The sequence below is a fragment of the Streptomyces sp. NPDC003042 genome, from assembly GCF_053591315.1.
On record NZ_JBSFTP010000006.1, the window covers coordinates 40,972 to 59,460 of the forward strand.

Annotated in this window: 20 protein-coding genes; 16 read left to right on the forward strand and 4 right to left on the reverse strand. The window is 69.9% G+C overall.

Going from position 1 to position 18,489, the window contains the following annotated elements; all coding sequences use genetic code 11:
- Positions 1 to 11: 11 nt before the first annotated feature.
- Together ACWDYJ_RS05085 and ACWDYJ_RS05090 are read right to left on the reverse strand one after the other, a co-directional pair.
- Positions 12 to 1,349 (reverse strand): M14 family metallopeptidase, encoded by a 1,338-nt coding sequence (locus ACWDYJ_RS05085; protein ID WP_451564077.1) that lies wholly within the window; start codon positions 1,347 to 1,349, stop codon positions 12 to 14.
- A gap of 123 nt (positions 1,350 to 1,472) precedes the next feature.
- The gene (locus ACWDYJ_RS05090) at positions 1,473 to 3,167 is read right to left on the reverse strand and encodes a chitinase (protein ID WP_451564078.1); all 1,695 of its coding nucleotides are present in this window, start codon (positions 3,165 to 3,167) and stop codon (positions 1,473 to 1,475) included.
- Between the two features lie 395 nt (positions 3,168 to 3,562).
- On the opposite strand from ACWDYJ_RS05090, the gene ACWDYJ_RS05095 reads away from it, so the two are divergent.
- The 14 genes from ACWDYJ_RS05095 to ACWDYJ_RS05160 all read left to right on the forward strand — a co-directional run bounded on the left by ACWDYJ_RS05095 (position 3,563) and on the right by ACWDYJ_RS05160 (position 14,712).
- Entirely contained in the window at positions 3,563 to 4,507 is a 945-nt protein-coding gene (locus ACWDYJ_RS05095) for a hypothetical protein (RefSeq protein WP_451564079.1), read from the forward strand.
- Between the two features lie 8 nt (positions 4,508 to 4,515).
- The gene (gene cpaB, locus ACWDYJ_RS05100; protein WP_451564080.1) at positions 4,516 to 5,217 is read left to right on the forward strand and encodes a Flp pilus assembly protein CpaB; all 702 of its coding nucleotides are present in this window, start codon (positions 4,516 to 4,518) and stop codon (positions 5,215 to 5,217) included.
- 7 nt (positions 5,218 to 5,224) lie between these two features.
- The gene (locus ACWDYJ_RS05105) at positions 5,225 to 6,496 is read left to right on the forward strand and encodes an AAA family ATPase (protein WP_451564081.1); all 1,272 of its coding nucleotides are present in this window, start codon (positions 5,225 to 5,227) and stop codon (positions 6,494 to 6,496) included.
- A 48-nt stretch (positions 6,497 to 6,544) separates the two neighbouring features.
- Positions 6,545 to 6,877 carry a TadE/TadG family type IV pilus assembly protein gene (locus ACWDYJ_RS05110; RefSeq protein WP_451564082.1) on the forward strand — a complete coding sequence of 111 codons (333 nt, stop codon included), beginning with the start codon at positions 6,545 to 6,547 and terminating at the stop codon, positions 6,875 to 6,877.
- A 1-nt stretch (position 6,878) separates the two neighbouring features.
- Positions 6,879 to 7,253, forward strand: a complete 375-nt coding sequence (locus ACWDYJ_RS05115; protein ID WP_451564083.1) for a TadE/TadG family type IV pilus assembly protein — start codon at positions 6,879 to 6,881, stop codon at positions 7,251 to 7,253.
- A 1-nt stretch (position 7,254) separates the two neighbouring features.
- Entirely contained in the window at positions 7,255 to 8,655 is a 1,401-nt protein-coding gene (locus tag ACWDYJ_RS05120; RefSeq protein WP_451564084.1) for a CpaF family protein, read from the forward strand.
- Positions 8,652 to 9,590, forward strand: a complete 939-nt coding sequence (locus tag ACWDYJ_RS05125) for a type II secretion system F family protein (RefSeq protein WP_451564085.1) — start codon at positions 8,652 to 8,654, stop codon at positions 9,588 to 9,590. Before ACWDYJ_RS05120 ends, ACWDYJ_RS05125 begins: the two co-directional genes overlap by 4 nt.
- Before the next feature lie 13 nt (positions 9,591 to 9,603).
- Positions 9,604 to 10,506: a DUF5936 domain-containing protein gene (locus tag ACWDYJ_RS05130; RefSeq protein ID WP_451564086.1), complete on the forward strand. Its 903-nt coding sequence runs from the start codon at positions 9,604 to 9,606 to the stop codon at positions 10,504 to 10,506.
- A gap of 3 nt (positions 10,507 to 10,509) precedes the next feature.
- Positions 10,510 to 11,802 (forward strand): sensor histidine kinase, encoded by a 1,293-nt coding sequence (locus tag ACWDYJ_RS05135; protein ID WP_451564087.1) that lies wholly within the window; start codon positions 10,510 to 10,512, stop codon positions 11,800 to 11,802.
- Positions 11,799 to 12,485, forward strand: coding sequence for a response regulator (locus tag ACWDYJ_RS05140; protein ID WP_451564088.1), 687 nt, complete (start codon positions 11,799 to 11,801; stop codon positions 12,483 to 12,485). The genes ACWDYJ_RS05135 and ACWDYJ_RS05140 overlap by 4 nt, the downstream gene beginning before the upstream one ends.
- A 110-nt stretch (positions 12,486 to 12,595) precedes the next feature.
- Complete coding sequence (locus tag ACWDYJ_RS05145) at positions 12,596 to 12,808, forward strand: hypothetical protein (RefSeq protein ID WP_451564089.1); 213 nt, start codon at positions 12,596 to 12,598, stop codon at positions 12,806 to 12,808.
- Positions 12,805 to 13,452: a pilus assembly protein TadG-related protein gene (locus tag ACWDYJ_RS05150; RefSeq protein ID WP_451564090.1), complete on the forward strand. Its 648-nt coding sequence runs from the start codon at positions 12,805 to 12,807 to the stop codon at positions 13,450 to 13,452. The genes ACWDYJ_RS05145 and ACWDYJ_RS05150 overlap by 4 nt, the downstream gene beginning before the upstream one ends.
- A gap of 17 nt (positions 13,453 to 13,469) precedes the next feature.
- On the forward strand, positions 13,470 to 14,075 hold the full coding sequence (locus tag ACWDYJ_RS05155) for a hypothetical protein (RefSeq protein WP_451564091.1): 606 nt from the start codon (positions 13,470 to 13,472) through the stop codon (positions 14,073 to 14,075).
- 4 nt (positions 14,076 to 14,079) lie between these two features.
- Positions 14,080 to 14,712 (forward strand): OmpA family protein, encoded by a 633-nt coding sequence (locus ACWDYJ_RS05160; protein ID WP_451564092.1) that lies wholly within the window; start codon positions 14,080 to 14,082, stop codon positions 14,710 to 14,712.
- Here ACWDYJ_RS05160 and ACWDYJ_RS05165 read toward each other — a convergent pair.
- Positions 14,709 to 15,254 (reverse strand): TetR/AcrR family transcriptional regulator, encoded by a 546-nt coding sequence (locus ACWDYJ_RS05165; RefSeq protein WP_451564093.1) that lies wholly within the window; start codon positions 15,252 to 15,254, stop codon positions 14,709 to 14,711. The two genes, ACWDYJ_RS05160 and ACWDYJ_RS05165, sit on opposite strands and share 4 nt — an antisense overlap.
- Positions 15,255 to 15,365: 111 nt before the next feature.
- On the opposite strand from ACWDYJ_RS05165, the gene ACWDYJ_RS05170 reads away from it, so the two are divergent.
- The gene (locus ACWDYJ_RS05170) at positions 15,366 to 15,794 is read left to right on the forward strand and encodes a nuclear transport factor 2 family protein (RefSeq protein ID WP_451564094.1); all 429 of its coding nucleotides are present in this window, start codon (positions 15,366 to 15,368) and stop codon (positions 15,792 to 15,794) included.
- A gap of 36 nt (positions 15,795 to 15,830) precedes the next feature.
- Here ACWDYJ_RS05170 and ACWDYJ_RS05175 read toward each other — a convergent pair whose 3' ends face one another.
- A complete protein-coding gene (locus ACWDYJ_RS05175) occupies positions 15,831 to 16,190 on the reverse strand; it encodes a Uma2 family endonuclease (protein WP_451564095.1) in 360 nt (119 codons plus the stop codon).
- Between the two features lie 833 nt (positions 16,191 to 17,023).
- On the opposite strand from ACWDYJ_RS05175, the gene ACWDYJ_RS05180 reads away from it, so the two are divergent.
- A complete protein-coding gene (locus tag ACWDYJ_RS05180; protein ID WP_451564096.1) occupies positions 17,024 to 18,442 on the forward strand; it encodes an endonuclease/exonuclease/phosphatase family protein in 1,419 nt (472 codons plus the stop codon).
- The last annotated feature ends 47 nt before the right edge of the window (positions 18,443 to 18,489 follow it).

Below are 18,489 nucleotides of genomic sequence, written 5' to 3' on the forward strand. Positions count from 1 at the left end.
CACCCGGTCGGTCAGGTGCAGTACTGCGCTTCCTTGCCGATCGAGCGGTACATGCAGTCCGCGTTCTCCAGCAGCTGGAGCACGGCGTCGCGGTTGCGCGCCGTCTCGCGGTCGATGACCTCGTCGGGCGGGTAGAAGCCGCCGCCGCCCGAGCCGGCCGGGTACATCTCGAAGGTGTAGCCGAAGATCTTCTGGTTGCCCCACAGCCAGTCGTCGATCGTGCCGTCCGTGATGTAGAGGTCACTGGACTGCTCGGCCGTGTAGCCGTTGCTCGCCGCCATCTTCTGGCCGACCGCCTTGAAGGCGCCCAGGTCGTCGGTGGTGAGCCCGGGGGCGGTGTCGTTGTACGTCCAGCCGTACGGCCACAGCACCAGCTCGCTGTACGTGTGGAAGTCGATCGCGGCCCGGATCTGCTGCTTGCCGCCGACCACGCGGCTGCGTACGAAGTCCGAGACCGCCTTCACCTCGGGCGTCGACTCGGCCGCCGGGCCGCGGTAGGTCTCGGAGCTCTTGCTGCCGCTGGAGCCGCCGCAGCAGCCCCACTTGTAGTTCCAGTTGCGGTTCTCGTCCGTGCCGACGTAGGAGGAGCCGGAGTTGGGCTGGCGGTTCTTGCGCCAGGAGCGGTAGGAGCCGGAGGCGATGTCGTACTCGCCGCCGTCCGGGTTGAGGTCCGGGATGATCCAGATCTCGCGGCCGTTGACCATGTTGGTGATGCGGGAGTCGGTGCCGTAGTCCTCGCCGAACTCCTTGAGCAGGTACAGGGCCATTTCCACGGTCAGGTGCTCGCGGGCGTGCTGGTGGTGCGTGAAGAGCACCTCCGGCTCGGCCTCGTCGGTGGCGACGTTGTCACTGATCTTGATCGCGACCAGGTCGCGGCCCTGGTACGACTTCCCGATCACCCTCTTGCTCATGATGGTCGGGTACTGCGCGACGCGCTGGTCGATCTCCGCGCTCATCTCGGCGTAGTTGTGGTACCTGGAGTCCGCGGACGGGAAGTCCATCGGGCTCGCCGCGATGCCGTGCTCGGAGCGGTCCGGCGGTCCGGGCAGGGCGGTCAGCTTGTAGCCCAGCGCGCGCAGGTTCTTGGCCTGCATGGTGTCGGCGCTGACGACCACGGTGTGGTCGTCCACCTCGTCGATCGACACGCCGGTGCGCAGCAGCGCGGTCCGGTCCTCGACGGTGGACGGCCCGTGGATCCGGTACTGGACGATCGCCTCGTCCTGGGTGGCGGTGGAAGGGGTGGGCGGTGGGGCTGCCGTCGCGCTCAGGCCGTAGGCGGGTGCGCCCAGCGCGAGCGCCAGCAGGGCCGCTGTGACGGCGACCCTTCGGCGTGTGTGGATGAGCCGCATGCGTTCTCCTGTGGGGGAGTGTGGGGGTAGCCGTGCGGACGCGCACAGCGTGCTCTCGTGGCATGTCCAGGTCAAGGACACGCTGTGCCCGCCGCACCGAATCAGCCACCCCACACCTACCGCCTACGGAAGGCCGTGGACCTTCGGACCCACCGTGTTGGACCACGTACTACCCGCCTTGGCGTCCCAGTTGGTCGACCAGGTCATCGCACCGCGCAGGCCGGGGTAGGTCTTCGACGGCTTGAATGTGCCGCAGTTCGTGCCCCGGGCCAGGCAGTCCAGGGCGTTGTTGACGATGGCCGGCGCGACGTAGCCGCTGCCCGCGCCACTCGGCGAGGCGGGGACGCCGATGCCCACCTGCGAGGGGTCGAGGCCGCCCTCCAGCTGGATGCAGGCCAGGGCCGTCAGGAAGTCCACCGACCCCTGGGAGTAGACCTTGCCGTCGCAGCCGTTCATCGAGCCGCTGTTGTAGTACTGCATGTTCACGACGGTCAGGATGTCCTTGATGTTGAGCGCCGTCTTGAAGTAGCCGCCCTGCGTGGACTGCATGTCGATGGTCTGCGGGGCCATGGTGATGACGAGTGAGGGGCCCGCCTTCGCCGACAGCGCGCGCAGGGCCTGCGTCATGTAGGTGGGATTGAGCCCGTTCTCCAGGTCGATGTCGATGCCGGTGAAGCCGTACTCCCGCATCAGCGCCCACGCGGAGTTCGCCAGGTTGTTTGCGGAGGCGGAGTCGTTGACCGAGATGGTGCCCTTCTCGCCGCCGATGGAGAGGATGACGGACTTGCCGGCCGCCTTCTTGGCGGCGATGTCCGCCTTGAACTGGGCCACCGTGTAGCCGCCGAGGCCCGCCGAGTCGAGGTTGAAGGTGATGGCGCCGGGCGTGGCCGTGGCGTCGGCGAAGGAGACGGCGATGATGTCGTACTGCGCCGAGACGTCGGAGATCTTCTGGACGGTCGCGCCGTTGTTGAAATTTTGCCAGTAGCCGGTCAGGGCGTGCTTGGGGACAGACGGGTTCGGGTCCGGGTTGCCGCCGCCGCTGGTCGTGCCGGTCACCGGCGCCGACCTGGGGCCCTCGCCGGCCGCGTTGTACGCGCTCACCTGGAAGGAGTACGAGGTCGAGGAGGCGAGCCCGGTGATCTGGGCGGTGGCCGAGGACACCGTCTTCACTCGGGCGCCGTCCTGATACACGTAATAGCCGGTGGCCCCGCTGACCGCGTTCCACGAAAGGGTGAGCGCGCTCGCGCTCTGACCGGAAACGGCGGCCCCGGCGGGCGCGCCCGGGACACTCGGGCCGGGGTCGGTGCCGCCGCCTCCGTCCGGGCCGAAGACGCTGAACTCGTCGACGACGTAGGCGGGCTGGCCGTACCAGCCGTGCGTGTAGACGGTGACCTGGGTGGTGCCGGGGCCGGTGGTGAAGGTGGTGGAGAGCTTCTGCCAGCCGCCGCCCGAGCCGGGGGTCCAGGTGGAGACGTCCTGCGTGCCGGTGCCGGTCGCGCCGAGGTAGACGTAGCTGCCCTGGACCTGGGTGCTCAGCGTGTACGTCGAATTCGGCTTGACCGTGACGGTCTGGCTGCAGCGTGCGTTGTCCGAGCCCGCCGGGGTGCCCTTGAGGGCGGCGGCTCCGGCGTAAACGGGCGAGGAGACGGAGGCGCCGCTTCCGCCGGAGCAGGACCAGTTGGCGAGGCCCGACTCGAAGCCCCCGTTGCGGGCGACGTTGACGTCGGCGGCCTGCGCGGTGCCGGTGGCGAGGGCGGTGAGCCCGCCCGCGGTCAGGGTGGCGGCGCCCAGGAGGGCGAGGGAGCGTATGCGGTTCACGTGGGCTCCGTGGGGGGAGGAAGGGGGTGGGAGAGGGAGGGGCGTGGGGTTCCCCGGAACGAACAGTCGGCGCAGCCAAGTTGGTCCAGACCAATCTCCGTGTCAAGCGTCTTTGCGAAGTGGCTTGAAATGGTCGGGCGTCCGATCCCTGTTGTCCGGGTTTCCGATTACCTGTGACATGTGCTTCCGGCACAGGAATCATCAAGGCCCTGCCCTGCCAGGGACGTCGCGGATATGGTGCTGGGGCAAGGGGGAAGCGCGTCGATCGTTTGCGGTCGCGCAGTTGCGTGCGAGTGCGTGCGCGTACGTCGTGCGTACGTCGTGCGTACGTGGCGCGTACGTGGCGACCGCGTGAACGGGGCGCGGCGTGCCGGGCGTACAGGGGGAACGGGGGGATGCGCGTGCCGACCGCCATCGCTGTCACCAGCGCCGACCTGGTACTGCCCGCCCCCGACCGGCACACCCCCGGCGCCGCCGTACTGTGGCCGCCCGGCGAGGCCGGCCTGGAGGCGGCGCTCGCCGAGACCGCCGCCCTGCTGGAGCGGCACGGCCACCTCGTGGTCGTCGTACCGCCCTGGCTGCCGGCGGCCACCGTGCGGCGACTGCACACCGTCCGGGCCATCCTGGAAACCGACCGGATCGCGCTCCTCGGCATCGACCTCCCGCCGCTCGGCACGGCGGTGCTGGTGCGTCAGCTGCGCCAGCTCAGCGTCTGCGACTTCAGCCCCGGGGTCGTGGCGTCCGCCGCCCGGCTGCTGTCCCACTACATCTACGCGGGCGCCCTGCTGGGCACGGTCGCGAAGCTCGACCGGGTGCCGGTCGGCCTCAAGGCGCACGCCCGGTCCTGGTCGCCGGGCGCGCAGTTCGCCGTACTGGCCCATCCGGCGCCGCACCTGGCGAAGCTGGCGTCGGCGGGATCGTCGAAGCCGGCGGCGGCGCACGGGGGCGCGGGACCGCTGCCGCCGGGGCCCGGCTTCGCCACCCACCTCACCTTCGCGCGCGGGCAGCTGGCCTCCGACTGGGTGACGGCCGAACTGGCCCCCGCCTGGCAGGTGCAGGGCGTGATGGAGAACCCGCTGCCGGGCGACTCGGCCGCCTGGTGGGCGACCCCGAAGCTGGTGGAGTTCGCCGCCGCCATCCCGGACCCGTCCGTGCTCTACCAGCTGGTCGCCTCGGTCCGCCGTGACGAGTGCCGCTGGTGCGGGCTCGAACTCATCGGCGACCGCTGCGGCTTCTGCGCAGCCCCGCTGGCCGCCCCGCCGCCTGCCGCGCCACACGCCTCTCCACTCGCGAGATCAAGCAATGCGACCGGCCCGAACGAACGAAGAACGGCGAGGTAGTACGGACCATGAACTCACGCCAGCGCCGCGGCGTCATCCTGCTCCTGCTGTCGGTCCTGTGCGCCCTCGCGGCGTTCGGCGGGGTCCTCGTGGTGATCGGCGACGTCAATTCCAAGGTGGGGTCTGAGGTTGTTGCGTACAGGGTCAAGGGTGACATTGCACCGTATAGCCCCCTGGTGACAGGCCAGTTCGAGGAGGTCACGGTCCCCAAGCGCTGGCTCTCGGAAACCGCCGTCACCGACCTCGGCGCGCTGAAGGACAAGATCGCCCTCACCACCCTGAAGAAGGGCTCGCTGCTCCAGAGCGACATGTTCGTCGACAAGCCGCAGCTCCAGGCCGGTGAGCAGGAGATCGCCATCATGATCGACGCCGCCACGGGCGTGGCCGGCAAGATCACCTCCGGCGCCAAGGTCAACATCATCGCCACCTTCAAGGGCGCCAAGGACACCGACCCCTCGCGGTCCGTGATCATCGTCGCCAACGCCCGCGTCCTGGGCGTCGGCAAGCTCACCGCCCTCGACAAGGACAGCGATCGCAAGGGCCCCGCCGAAGCCGTCCCGATCACCTTCGCCCTGAACACCAAGGACACCCAGCGCGTCGCCTACGCCGAGTCCTTCGCGGAACACGTACGCCTCGCCCTGGTGGCCCCCGGCACCGACTCGGCGCCCAGCCCGAGCGAGCGCACGTACACCCTCGACGGGGACAAGTGAGGCGCCGATGACCACCCGAATCCTGCCCGCCGCCGGCGACCCGGACGCCGCCCGCGCCATCGTGGCGCTGCTCAGCCAGCTCCCCGACGCCGAACCGGCCATACCCGTCCCCGACTCCACCTCCCTCCTGGACACGCTGGCCCGGATGGCCGCCGAGTCGATCGACGAACTGCCCGAAGTCGTCCTGGTCCACGAGCGGATCGGCCCGGTCCCCGCGCTGGAGCTGATCCGCGAGGTCGCCCTGCGCTTCCCGGCGGTCGGCGTCGTCCTGCTCTCCTCCGACGCCGGACCCGGGCTCTTCTCCGCCGCGATGGACTCCGGTGCGCGCGGCCTGGTCGGCCTCCCCCTCGGCTACGAGGAACTCGCCGCCCGCGTCCAGGCAGCCGCCCAGTGGTCCGTCGGCGTACGCCGCCACCTGGGCCGGGGGGCCGCCGCCGACGTGTTCACGGGGCCGGGCGGCCGGGTGGTCACCGTCGCCGGAGCCAAGGGGGGCGTGGGCACCACGTTCGCCGCCGTCCAATTCGCGCTGGCCGCCGCCGCGTCGGGGCGGCGTACGGCACTCGTGGACCTCGACCTCCAGGCGGGCGACGTCGGCTCGTACCTCGACGTGCAGTTCCGCCGCTCCATCGCCGACCTCGCCGGCATCCAGGACATCTCGCCGCGGGTCCTCCAGGACGCGGTGTACGACGACCGCACGGGCGTGGCACTGCTGCTGGCCCCGGCGGACGGCGAGCGGGGCGAGGAGGTCGACGAACGGGCCGCCCGGCACGTCATCAGCGCCCTGCGCTCCCGCTACGAGATCGTCGTCATCGACTGCGGGACCCAGGTCACGGGCGCCAACGCCGCCGCCGTGGAGATGGCGGACGTCGCGGTGCTCGTCACCACGCCGGACGTGGTCGCGGTGCGCGCGGCGAAGCGGATGGTCCGGATGTGGGAACGGCTCCAGGTGCGCAAGGCCGAGGACACCACGATGGTGGTCAACCGGTGGAGCAAGCACACCGAGATCCAGCCCTCCCTGATCGAGAAGATCACCAAGACCCGCCCCACCCGCACCCCGGTACCGGCCGCCTTCAAGGAACTCCAGGCCGTCGTGGACGCGGGCCGCGTCCAGGACCTCGACAACCGCTCGACGGTGAAGCAGGCCCTGTGGACCCTGGCGGGCGAACTCGGCCTCCTGTCGGCCCCCGAGGACACGCCGGCGCCCCCGTCCGGCGGCGCCGCCCTGGCACTGCGCGCCGCGGGCCCGGTGGCCCGGCTGCGGCGCGGCCGGGAGGGCTGACGGATGCCGGCGCGTCCGCCCCGCCGGGGGAACGGGGATCGCGGGCAGGTGGCGATCGAGTTCGTCGGCACCGTTCCGCTGATCCTGCTGCTCGTGGCGGCGGTGTGGGAGTGCGTACTGATCGGCTACGCGTTCTCCCTGGCCGGAAACGCGGCGGACGAGGCGGCGCGGGCGGGCGCGGTGACGAGCGACGCGGCCTGCCGGGCGGCGGCGGGGGAGCACATCGGGGAGGCGTGGGACATGGGGCAGCCCGACTGCCGTAGGGATGGGGACGTCTACAAGGCGACGGTGACCCTTCAGATCCCCGTCCTCTTCCCGGGGCTCAACTTCGGCGAGATTCACGGCACAGCGGGCGCGGCGATGGAGAGGGAGGAGGAGTGACATGAACTGGCGCACGCATCGTCGCTCCGACCGGGGGCAAGTCGCCATCGAGTACATCGGCTTCGTGCCGATCCTGCTGTTCGTCGCGCTGTGCGGGATCCAGCTGGGCTGGGTCGCGTACGTCGAGGAGCAGGCCGGCACGGCCGCCCGTACCGCGGCGCGCGTTCAGGCCCAGAAGGGAGAGGGCGGAGAGGCGGCCGGCCGGACGGCCATCAGCGGCGGGCTGGCCTCGTCCGCTGCCTTCGAGTGGGCCACGTCGGACGACGCCGTCAGCGTGAAGGTCACCCTTACCGCCAACTCCATCCTGCCCGGACTCGACCCGCACGAGGCCACGGCAACGGCTGTCATGCCCAACGACGCCCCGGAGGGACCCTGACATGAGCTTGCGTTCCCGGGTGAACACCCCCGACGACCGGCACAGCCCCCGCGAGGACGGCCGGCTCGTCTCCGCGTACCGCGCCAAGCTGCTGGAGGAGATCGACCTCGCCGAGATGTCCGCGCTGGCGCCGGCCGAGCGCCGGGCGCGCCTGGAGCGCGTCCTCGGGCACATCATCAGCCGCGAGGGCCCGGTCCTGTCCACCGCCGAGCGCGCCCAGCTGATCCGCCGGGTCGTCGACGAAGCCCTCGGCCTCGGTGTGCTCGAACCGCTCCTCGAAGACGCCTCCATCTCCGAGATCATGGTCAACGGCCCCGATCAGATCTTCGTCGAGCGGGCCGGCCGGGTCGAGCAGCTCCCCCTGCGCTTCGCCTCGCACGAGCAGCTGATGCAGACCATCGAGCGCATCGTCTCCACCGTCAACCGCCGTGTCGACGAGGCCAATCCGATGGTCGACGCCCGCCTCCCCAGCGGTGAGCGCGTCAACGTCATCATCCCGCCGCTGTCCCTCACCGGCGCCACGCTCACCATCCGCCGCTTCCCGCGCGCCTTCACCCTGCACGAGATGATCTCCCTCGGCTCGCTCGACGAGCAGATGCTGCTGCTCCTGTCGGGGCTGGTCCAGGCGAAGATGAACGTGATCGTCTCGGGCGCGACCGGCACCGGTAAGACCACCCTCCTGAACGCCCTCTCCGGCCTGATCCCGGAGGGCGAGCGCATCATCACCATCGAGGACTCGGCCGAGCTCCAGCTCCAGCAGGCGCACGTCATCCGCCTCGAATCCCGCCCGCCGAACGTGGAGGGCAAGGGCCAGATCACCATCCGTGATCTCGTACGCAACTCCCTGCGCATGCGCCCCGACCGCATCATCGTCGGCGAGGTCCGCGGCGGCGAGACGCTCGACATGCTCCAGGCGATGTCCACCGGCCACGACGGCTCCCTCGCCACGGTCCACGCCAACAGCTCCCAGGACGCCCTGATGCGTCTCCAGACCCTGGCGTCCATGTCGGAGGTCGAGATCCCCTTCGAGGCGCTCCAGGACCAGATCAACAGCGCGGTCAACGTCATCGTCCAGCTGACCCGCTTCGGTGACGGCTCGCGCCGCATCACCGAGATCTCCATCCTCGACTCGCACGGCCGCGAACCGTTCCGGATCACCACGGTGTGCCGTTACGTCGCCCAGCCCATGGGGGCCGACGGGCGCGTCCAGGGCTACTTCGCCTACTACCCGCTGCCGCGCCGGATCGCGGAACGCCTCTACATGAACAGCCAGCCGATTCCCCAGGCCTTCGGGGTCGCCCTGGCGGACGGGCGGTACGACCCGCTCGGACCGCTCGGCCCGGCCGGTCCGCTCGGCCCGGCTGGTCCGCTCGACCCGCTCACCTCCCGGACCGTGCTGTGAACAACCTCGTTCTCCTCACCCTCGGCGCCACCCTCCTGGCGGGCCTGTTCGTGGCCCTCGGGGTGCACGCCTTCGCCACCGGGCAGGCGCAGCGCGCCGCCCTCATCGAACGCCTCTCGGCGAGCGCCGTGCCCGAGCCGTCGGGCCGCCGGCGCCGCTTCCGGGGCGTCGACCGCCGGCTGCGCGGGACACAGCTGGGGCGCCGCATCGAACTCAAGCTGGCCACCACCGGACTCGACCTCACCCCCGGCGAGTTCTTCGTCTACATGCTGCTGGCCGTCGCGGGCGTCTGGCTGATCGCCGCCTCGCTCCTGGCGCCGTTCTTCGGACCGGTGGCCGGCCTGATCGGCATCTGGGCCGCCAACGCCTTCCTCACCTGGCAGCGCACCCGCCGTACCGAACGCTTCATCAACCAGCTCCCCGAGCTCGCCCGGATCCTCGCCAACGCCACCCAGGCCGGCCTGGCCCTGCGTACGGCCATCGGCATCGCCGCGGAGGAACTGGAGGCCCCGGCGGGCGAGGAGCTCGCCCGGGTCGCGGACCGGCTGGCCGTCGGCCACTCCATCGAGGAGGCGCTCGGCGAGATCGTCGACCGGCTCCCGTCCCGCGAACTGGTCGTCCTCGTCTCCACCCTCGTCCTGTCGGCACGGGCGGGCGGGGCGATCGTAGGGAGCCTGCGCAACCTCACCGTGACGCTGGAGCAGCGCAAGGAGACGCGCAGGGAGATCCGTACGCAGCTGTCGCAGGTGACCGTGACGGCGTACCTCGTCCCCGGCATCGGGCTGGGCTCCCTGCTGCTGGTGAACACGATGATGCCGGGCGCCCTGGACCGCATGACGGGCGCCTTCATCGGGCAGGTCGCGGTGCTGGTGTCCCTCGGGCTCTTCGCGCTGGGGTTCGTCCTCATCCGCCGCCTTTCGAAGATCGACGTGTGAGGGGCCGCCCGGCATGACCGCACTTCTCCCGCTGCTGCTCGCCGCAGGCGCCGCACTGTCCGTCTTCGGCATCCTGCACGGCATCCGTCTCTACCGCGCCGAGGTCGCCCTGCCGTCCGACCTGGCGCTGGCCCTGGAGGTCGGCGCCACCCGGACCACGGCCGTCGGCTCGGTCGTGGACCGACTCGGCATCCGCTGGGCGCCGATGGTGCTGCGGATGATGGGTCCCAAGCAGGTGGACCGCAAGCGCCGCCAGATCGACATGGCGGGCAACCCGGCGGGTCTGACGATCGACCGCTACGCGGCGCGGCGCGCAGTGTACGGGTTCCTCGGCGCGCTCGGTGCCTTCTCGATGGTGATCAACCAGCAGTACGTGCCCGCCCTGCTCATGGTCGCCTTCGGCCTGTTCTGGATCGAGGCCGGCCTGTGGTCCGCGATCCGGGTCCGCCGGGACCACATCGAGCGGACGCTGCCGGACTTCCTGGACGTGCTGGCGGTCGTGGTGAGCGCGGGCCTCGGTTTCCGCCAGGCGCTGGAGCGGGTGGCCGGCAAGTACGACGGCCCGTGGGCGGACGAAGTACGCATCACCCTCCAGCAGATGGACATGGGAGTCAGCCGCCGCCAGGCCTTCGACGAACTGCGGCGGCGCAACGACTCGGAGCAGGTCGCGCAGTTCGTCACCGCCCTCCAGCAGGGGGAGGAGCTCGGCTCCCCGATCGTCGAGACGCTGATCGCGATCGCGGAGGACATGCGGCGTACGGACGCCCAGAACGCCCGTCGGCGGGCGGCGCGGGCCGTCCCGAAGGCGACGTTCGCGGTCACCATGTTCATGCTGCCGGGCACGCTGATCCTGCTCGTCTGCGGCTTCGTCTACGGCGCGAACGTCGACTTCGGCACGCTGCTCGGGGGCGGGTGAGCGATGACGACGCTGGGTATCAGTTGGCCGGCCGGCCTCCAGGCGAACGCCTTCGGGGTGAACACCCTTCAGGCGAATGCCCTCGCGGTGAACACCCTCAAGGCGAACACTCTCCAGACGGAGGCCCTCGGCGCGAACGCCCTCCAGGTGAATGCCCTCCGGGCCCTGTGCCGCCGGGTCTTCGCGTTCCGCCTCGTCGTGATCGCGCTGGGCGCCCCCCTGGCGCTGGGCCGCACCGCGCCGGGCGTGGCGACGTACCTGGTCTCCGGCGCGGTCCTCCTCACCTTCATGCTGTCGTACGCCCTCTACCGCGACTGGGAGCGCTTCGGCCCACTGCTGCTGCGCCACCGCTGGCTGCTGGCCGTGGACATGGCGGTCAGCGGCCTGCTCCTGGTCACCGCGACCCCCGCCTCCCCGCTCGGGCCCGTCTGCGCCTGTACGCCGCTGCTCGCCGGGCTGGTCTACGGGTGGCGCGGCTCGGCGCCGTACGCGGCCGCGCAGGCGATCGCGGTGGCGGCCCTCGGCGGCGGCCTCGTCCTGTCCCTGCTCTGCGTCCTGGCCGGGGCGGCGGGGGTTTCCCTGCGGGAGCTGTTGTTCCGCTTCGGGGCGGCCGGGCAGGCCCTGACCGAGACCCGGGCCCGCCTGGCGGTGGCCGAGGCGGTCCGCGCCGAACGCGAACACCTGGCCCGGGAGATGCACGACTCGGTGTCGAAGACCCTGCACGGCCTGGCCCTGGCCGCCGACGCCCTCTCCCGGATGTCGGACGACGACCCGGCGGCGATCCGCCGCCAGGCCGAGCTGGTGGCCGGGGCGGCCCGGCGCGCGTCGTCGGAGTCCCGGGAACTGCTGACGGGCCTGCGCCGCGACCTGGACGCGCCGGGCGTCTCGCTCTCGGCCGAGCTGCGCGCCCTGACGGACGCCACGGCGGGTGCGGAACTCCGCACGACGGGCGTCCTCCCGGTCATCCCCCCGACGGTGGCCGGCCACCTCCTCGCGGTGGCCGCGGAGGCGGTCGAGAACGCCCGCCGCCATGCGGGGGCGGGGCGCATCGTGGTGGCCGTCGCGGTCGACCGGACCCACCTCACGCTCGATGTCGAGGACAACGGGAAGGGCCTCCCGCCTGCCCTCTCCCTCACCTCCCTCACCCAGTCCGGCCACTTCGGCGTGCTCGGCATGACGGAACGCGCGGCGGCGATCGGCGCCCGCCTCCACCTCGGCCCCCGCTCGGCAGGCCCCGGCACCCGCGTCCAGCTGTCCCTGCCCCTCGCCGCCCTAACCCCGGAGGCGCGCCCGTGACGCCGATCCGCGTGCTGATCGCCGACGACAACCCGGTCGTCCGGGCCGGCCTGAGCACCCTGCTGGCCACGGCGGACGACCTCCGCGTCGTCGCCGAGGCGAGGGACGGCCACGAGGCCCTGCACCTCACCCGGCTCCACACCCCGGACGTGATCCTGCTGGACGTCCGCATGCCGGGCGTGGACGGCATCTCGGCGCTCCCCCACCTGGTGCGGCTGGCGCCGGTACTGATGCTGACGTACAGCCAGGAGTCGGAAATCGTCCGCGAGGCCCTGCTCCTGGGCGCGGGCGGCTACCTGGTCCACGGCGAATTCACGCCGGACGACCTGGTCCGCGCGGTCCGCGACGTCCGCGAGGGCCGCGCCCACTTCACGCCGACGGCCGCGAACGCACTCCTCGCGGAACTACGGGCCTCTTCGCAACAGCAACGTTCTGTGGCACAGTCTACGGAGCGCATGCACAACTCTGTTGCGTTCGGGCTGAGTTCGCGGGAGGTGGAGATCATGGATCTGATCGCGTCCGGCATGAACAACCAGCAGATCGCCGGTGCCTGCTTCATCAGCGAGAAGACGGTCAAGAACCACATCAACCGCATCTTCGCGAAGCTGCACAGCACCTCCCGCAGCGAGGCCATAGCCCGCTGGCTGGGAACCGCCCGTCCGGGGGTGGCCGGCCATGGGTAGACGCGGTGCGCAGTGGGTCCGCATTTGGGCCCCGGGACCCTTGGCTGATGCGGGCGTCCACCCGTACCGTCCGCAAATCGACAGCGGCACCGGACCCGGAGGGACCCCCCATGCCGAACAACGCGCTGCTCAAGGCGATGACCGAGCTCAAGATCCGGTGGGCCGGCCGGAAGGACAGCAGGGACCGGGGGCAGACGGCCTTCGAATACCTTGGGATCATCCTGGTCGTCATCGTGGTCATTGGGGCAATCGTCGGCTCGGGCATCGGTACCGCGATCACGAACCGCATTGCGCAGGCGGTCGAGGACATCACGGCCGGGTGATCGGTTCGAGATCGGCTGACCAGGGGCAGGCATTCCCCATCTACATCGTGATGGTGGCGTGCCTGCTCTTTGCCGCGCTGGCCTTCTTCGCGGTGGGCCAGGCTTCGGTCACGCGCAGCAATGGTCAAGGAGCTGCTGATGCTGCTGCCTTGGCGGCAGCTCGCGATGCCAGAGACCACCTGGTCCCAGGCCTGGACCTCGTCACCTTGACGCCCGAAGGCTGGGAAGAGGTGCTAGCTGGAAACCGCTTCGACGGGGAGCGTGGGTGTTCTAGGGCTCAGGATTTCGCAGCTCTCAACGATGCGGCGGCAACCTGCACACGAGCGCGTCTTCAATTCAGGGTGGCCGTGGTCACGACCGGGACGGTGGGGAATTCGGTGATCCCCGGGACCGGCGATGTACGTGGTAGAGCTGAGGCAACTGCTTTGATTGAGCCGCGCTGCCGCCTGGGCGCCATACCCGACGACTCCTCGAGCGCAACGCCGACACCTGGTGCAATGCCTTCACCTGGTGCGGGCCTCGACAAGCCTGGGCCTGTAACGATCGAATGTGACGACTCTGATGACGTCAGCTTCGACCCTTCGAAGCCCAAACCGTGGGACAGGTTGGCCCGAAGCCTCTTCAAAGTGCGGCTGGTCGACTGACAGTGAACGAGAGAGAAATGGAAGCGGCGCAGATGAGCGTACGGCACAAGGTGACGGTGCGTGGGGGAGTCGCCATAGGCGTTGCGGCGGCTTTGGTCCTCGCCGTGGCCGGGTGTGGCAACGGCGAAAATGAGAAGCCGAAGCAGTCGGATAGGCCTTCTGCTGCACCGTCTTCGGGTGGCCAGGCGCAGCTGCCCAGCCCGGATGCAAGCCAGAATCCCGCACCTGTCGAGGTCATCGCAACGTCGAGCGGGCCAGAGGCCATCGTCCTGACGCTCAACTCGGCTGTTCGTGATCAGGGCGGATTCTTCACCGTAAGTGGCCAGATCAAGAACGGTGGGTCCGCAGCCTTTGTTCAGACCGCAGCTTGGCGGGGTGACGAGAAGAATTCGAGTGCCGCGTCGGTGGCGGGTGCGACGTTGACCGACAAGGTGGGTAAGAAGCGTTACTACGTGCTCCGAGACACGGAGGGTAGGTGCCTGTGCACGATTGGGCTCACGCGCATCGCGGCAGGGGAATCCATCCCGTTCTTCGCACAGTTCCCGGCGCCACCCGCCGGCACCACCGAGGTCGACTTCAACCTCCCCACCTTCGCCACGGCCACCGTCAAAATCTCCGGGTGACCCCATGACAACACTCCATCGCACAGCCGCAGTCACAGCGATCGCCGCACTCGTCATCGGCGGGGTCCACATGATCGGCGCCACGGCCGCCCAGGCCGACGAAAACCCCACCGCACCCCCCGGCACGGAGCTATCCGCAGCCGCACCGGTGCGGATCGATTCCGCCTCGCCCGGGTTGAAGATCCCCCAGGGCGGGACCCTGGCCCCCGCCAAGGTGCTCGACATCGCCGAAGTCGTCGAAGACCTCGGCGGTGAGCAGCGGCGGCAGGAGACGAACCAGACCGTCATGATGGCGCTGCAGTCCGAGGTGCTCTTCCCGGAGAACAGCGCGGTGTTCAACGCCCAGGCCGCCGCCCGGATACAGGCCATCGCCAACGAGATCAACCAGCAGAAGGCGATCCGCGTCCGCGTCTTCGGGTTCACCGATGACCAGGGCAGCTACGAGCACGGCAAGGAGCTGTCCAAGCAGCGTGCCGACGCCGTGCAGGCGGAGTTGGCCAAGACCGTTACCAACCCCGGTGTCACCTTCGACGTCCGGGGTTACAGCGAGGACTACCCGATCGCCGACAACGGCACCGAGGAAGGCCGCAAGAAGAACCGCCGCGTCGAGATCACCTTCCCCCGCAGCACGAACTAGGCAGCAGGGGCACGGCCCAAAAGGATCTGCGCCGCCTCGCCGGCGCGGTGGGCCGGGGTCGGGTCCGGGGTGGGGGACAGGGCGGCCACCACCGTCGCGCCCTCGACGAGGATCAGGAGCTGGTCGGCGAGCGCGGGGGTGTCGGTCAGGTCGGCCAGGAGCGCCCGTAGCTCCGCCTTGTGGCGGCGGACCACGTCGAGCACGCCCTCCGGGCCCGCGCCCAGTTCCCCGTAGGCGTTCAGGAACGCGCAGCCCCGGAAGTCCGGCTCCGCGAACCAGCCCGCCAGCCACTCGAAGACGGCCGCGACCGGGTCCGGCGCCCCGGTGACCGCGGTGCGCAGGCCGGCCGTCCAACGCCGGTCGCGCCGTTCCAGGTACGCCGTGAGCAGCGATTCCTTGGCAGGGAAGATCCGGTAGAGCCGCTTGAGGGGGACCCCCGACTCGGTGCGGATGCGGTCCATGCCGACGGCCTGGATGCCGTCGGCGTAGAACAGCGCCTCCGCCGCGTCGAGCAGGCGGGTGCGGGCCTCTTCGTCGTCCATGCGGGGAAGCGTAATCCAGAGTGCCTTGCGGTGAGAACGATCATTCTCTACGTTGAGAACGATCGTTCTCCGTATCGCGATTGCGAGAAGTTGAGGTTCACCATGCCCGCCATGTCCCACGTCGCCGCCGTACGCCCGCCCGTGCCCCCCTTCACCGAGGAGTCCGCCCGCGCCAAGGTGCAGGCCGCCGAGAACGCCTGGAACACCCGCGACCCCGAACGCGTCGCCCTCGCCTACACCGAGGACTCCGTCTGGCGAAACCGCGACCGCTTCCTCACCGGCCGGGCGGAGATACGGGACTTCCTCGCCGAGAAGTGGGAGCGCGAACTCGACTACCGGCTCCGCAAGGAGCTCTGGGCGTACACCGGCAACCGCATCTCGGTGCGCTTCGAGTACGAGTGGCACGACGCCTCGGGCCAGTGGTGGCGCAGCCACGGCAACGAGCAGTGGGAGTTCGACGACGCCGGCCTGATGCGCCGCCGCGAGGCCAGCATCAACGACGTGGCCATCCGTGAGGAAGAGCGGCGGCTCCGGGGATAGGGGCGGCGCCTGCGTGTGCCGCGCCGCGCCGCGCCTTCAGAGGTTGGAGGTGTAGATCTCGCAGTCGAACGGGTGCGGTACGGCCAACGGTGCACCGAACGAGACGGTCCTGCGGGCCCGGTACCCATGGGGCGACGGGTCGGCGAAGCAGGTGATCTCCCGGTCCTGCGTGTCCACCACGAGGTACACCGGCACGACTCGGCCGTACACGTCGAGTCCCTCGTGCCAGTCCGCGTCCTTCGTGGAGACGGAAGTGAAGTCGGCGACCAGTGACAACGCCTCACCATCGGCGTGTCGGCCGTCCGCATCGAAGGCGGATCCGTCCGCTACGAATAGATCGGGTCCGTAGGCCCGCCGGGCCTCCGGGAAGCGGAACAGGAAGGGCGCGGTCTCCACGATGTGCCCACCGGGCGTGACCCTCCAGCTGTCGACGCAGGGATCGCATCGGCTTCAGGAAGCGCAGCTTCGACCACGGTGATACGACGATCTTGCCCGGAGGGGCTCGGCCTTGAAGCCGTCTGGTGTGTCCATCTCCTCGGTAGTCCCAAGGAGCTCCTCGAGGCCGCTGCGGTGTGCTCACTGCTCTCTGCGCCTCACTCTCGTATCCTCGCGCCGAGGACGGTTCCGCCGTCACGCTAGGGGGCTGACAGGGCCATGGTCCGGGTGAGCGGCTCCCTCACCCGAATGGGGGTACGCAGGCTGCCGCCCCCCCGCACGGCTCTACGGCACCGGGGCGGTGGCGGCGCCGGGGGTCGGAGGCCGGGGGTCCACCTGGGCGGGGTGACGGGGGAACCCCGACGGCCCGGTCAGTCCGAGTGTCCTCCCGGGCCGGCGGCCGGCGTCAAGGGCGCTCACTGCGTTCGCGTCGCTACGCGATGGCCTGCGGCCACCCTTGACTCCGTCCCCCGTCCCGGAACGCCACAGACTGTCCGGTCCCCCGGGGGGAGGGGGAGGGCGGAGGCCCGTACCTACCTGGCCGCCGTGCTCGGTTCCGGCGCGTCAGATCGCCACACGGTCCCGGTCGGCTCGGCGGCTGCCGCCCGTCTGTGGTTGGTCAGCCTCGTCCTCGCCTCCGTTTCCGGGTGCCAGGGTCCCCGATCTGGTCCGACAGGCCGGAGGCGGGAAAACGTAGGCAGGCCTCGAAATATGCCTCAACCGTACGATGCGCTCCGTCGGCTTCCTGTCGGCGACGATCAGCCCAACAGCGCGCCCAGAGAGTGGTGTTGTCTTTGAACCACCGAATATTCGGCCTCCTCGTCACACTCACCGCCGTCCTCGCCGGCCTGCTGTTCCTCCCCGGGACACCAGCGCAAGCGGCTCCCGTCGAGTTCCCCGAGCTGGCCAAGTCCGCCGGACAGAAGTTCGCCATCAAGTCCCTGGCCAACAACAAGTGGGTCTCCGCGGAGATCAACGACTCCGGCAGCCAGGAAGGCAAGCTCCGAGCCCGCTCCGACAGCCATGCCGGATCGTGGGAGCAGTTCACCCTGCACACCATGCGGCGCACCGGAGAGGAGTACGGCCTCACGGGCACCCTGAGGTCGGAGGCGAACGGCCTGTACGTCTCAGCGGAAACAGAGGAGGCGCCGCCCCGCACCGGCATGCTGCGGGCCGGGAGCGCCGACCCCATCGGCTTGCGGCAGCGTTTCACTCTCGTACCTCTGGGCGGTGACATCTACGCACTGATGGACGACGTCGTCAAGAAATTCGTCTCCGCGCGCATCGACTTTCCCAAGGAGAGCCCCGACTACGGCCTTCTTCGGTCCAGTGCGACGAGCATCGAGCAGTGGGAGAAGTTCGAGATCAAGCTCATCCCCTCGAATCGGGTCCTCCCTCCGGCGCAGGCCGGAATGGCCAAGAACCTTGAGGTGATGTCCTGGAATGTCTGCACGAACAACAGCACATGCGACTTCTACAAGGACACGCCGACCGAGTTCGCCGACCGGGTCAAGGGTCAGATCCACGAGCTGCCGAACGGCGTGCCGGACGTGCTCGTACTCCAGGAGTTCTGCGAGAAGTACGCCAAGCCGCTGGAGTTGATGCTGGAGGGCATCAGCCCGGTCAAGTGGGATGTGCGGTTCGCCCCCATCACGTACAAGGTCAAGGACACGTCTCTGCAGGCCCAGAAATCCTGCGCCCGTGACACGCCCGGTGCGGACCGCGGCGCCTACGGCGTGGCCATCGCGGTGCCGGAGTCGAACACCTGGTTCGAGGCGTACCCGCTGCCCTCGCCCGACGCGATCAACGTCGAGCAGCGCACCGCGCTGTGCGCGATCGCCGACAACTGGGCGGTGAGCGTGTGCACGACGCACTTCACCTCTCGGAACGAGGACGACGTGGACGGGCGTGACATCCGTGAGGACCAGTCCGTCGAACTGAACCGGATCGTCAGCACCTTCGGGAACGCCGGTTACCGCACGGTCTTCGGCGGGGACCTGAACGCGACGCCGACCGAGTCCATTTCCCAGCGCTTCTACAGCGCGGGCCACAAGGAGTGCGACAGCGCATCGAACCGCGCCACGAACGACACGCAGGAGAAGATCGACTACATCTTCGGCCCGGCCAACGCCAGTTGGTCGTCCTGCTACGTGGACAGCTCCTCCTTCCCCTCCGACCATCGGGCGATCGCGGGAACCGTGAACCTGCCCTGACGTAGTCCTGGCACATGCCGACGCGCTCCGGTCCCTCGGCGGCCGGA

Excerpts from the sequence above, each read along its gene's own strand:
- ACWDYJ_RS05085 (WP_451564077.1), bottom strand. The coding sequence starts at position 1,349 with ATGCGGCTCATCCACACACGCCGAAGGGTCGCCGTCACAGCGGCCCTG.
- ACWDYJ_RS05095 (WP_451564079.1), top strand. The coding sequence starts at position 3,563 with ATGCGCGTGCCGACCGCCATCGCTGTCACCAGCGCCGACCTGGTACTG.
- cpaB (WP_451564080.1), top strand. The coding sequence starts at position 4,516 with ATGAACTCACGCCAGCGCCGCGGCGTCATCCTGCTCCTGCTGTCGGTC.
- ACWDYJ_RS05105 (WP_451564081.1), top strand. The coding sequence starts at position 5,225 with ATGACCACCCGAATCCTGCCCGCCGCCGGCGACCCGGACGCCGCCCGC.
- ACWDYJ_RS05115 (WP_451564083.1), top strand. The coding sequence starts at position 6,879 with ATGAACTGGCGCACGCATCGTCGCTCCGACCGGGGGCAAGTCGCCATC.
- ACWDYJ_RS05120 (WP_451564084.1), top strand. The coding sequence starts at position 7,255 with ATGAGCTTGCGTTCCCGGGTGAACACCCCCGACGACCGGCACAGCCCC.
- ACWDYJ_RS05130 (WP_451564086.1), top strand. The coding sequence starts at position 9,604 with ATGACCGCACTTCTCCCGCTGCTGCTCGCCGCAGGCGCCGCACTGTCC.
- ACWDYJ_RS05135 (WP_451564087.1), top strand. The coding sequence starts at position 10,510 with ATGACGACGCTGGGTATCAGTTGGCCGGCCGGCCTCCAGGCGAACGCC.
- ACWDYJ_RS05145 (WP_451564089.1), top strand. The coding sequence starts at position 12,596 with ATGCCGAACAACGCGCTGCTCAAGGCGATGACCGAGCTCAAGATCCGG.
- ACWDYJ_RS05155 (WP_451564091.1), top strand. The coding sequence starts at position 13,470 with ATGGAAGCGGCGCAGATGAGCGTACGGCACAAGGTGACGGTGCGTGGG.
- ACWDYJ_RS05160 (WP_451564092.1), top strand. The coding sequence starts at position 14,080 with ATGACAACACTCCATCGCACAGCCGCAGTCACAGCGATCGCCGCACTC.
- ACWDYJ_RS05165 (WP_451564093.1), bottom strand. The coding sequence starts at position 15,254 with ATGGACGACGAAGAGGCCCGCACCCGCCTGCTCGACGCGGCGGAGGCG.
- ACWDYJ_RS05170 (WP_451564094.1), top strand. The coding sequence starts at position 15,366 with ATGTCCCACGTCGCCGCCGTACGCCCGCCCGTGCCCCCCTTCACCGAG.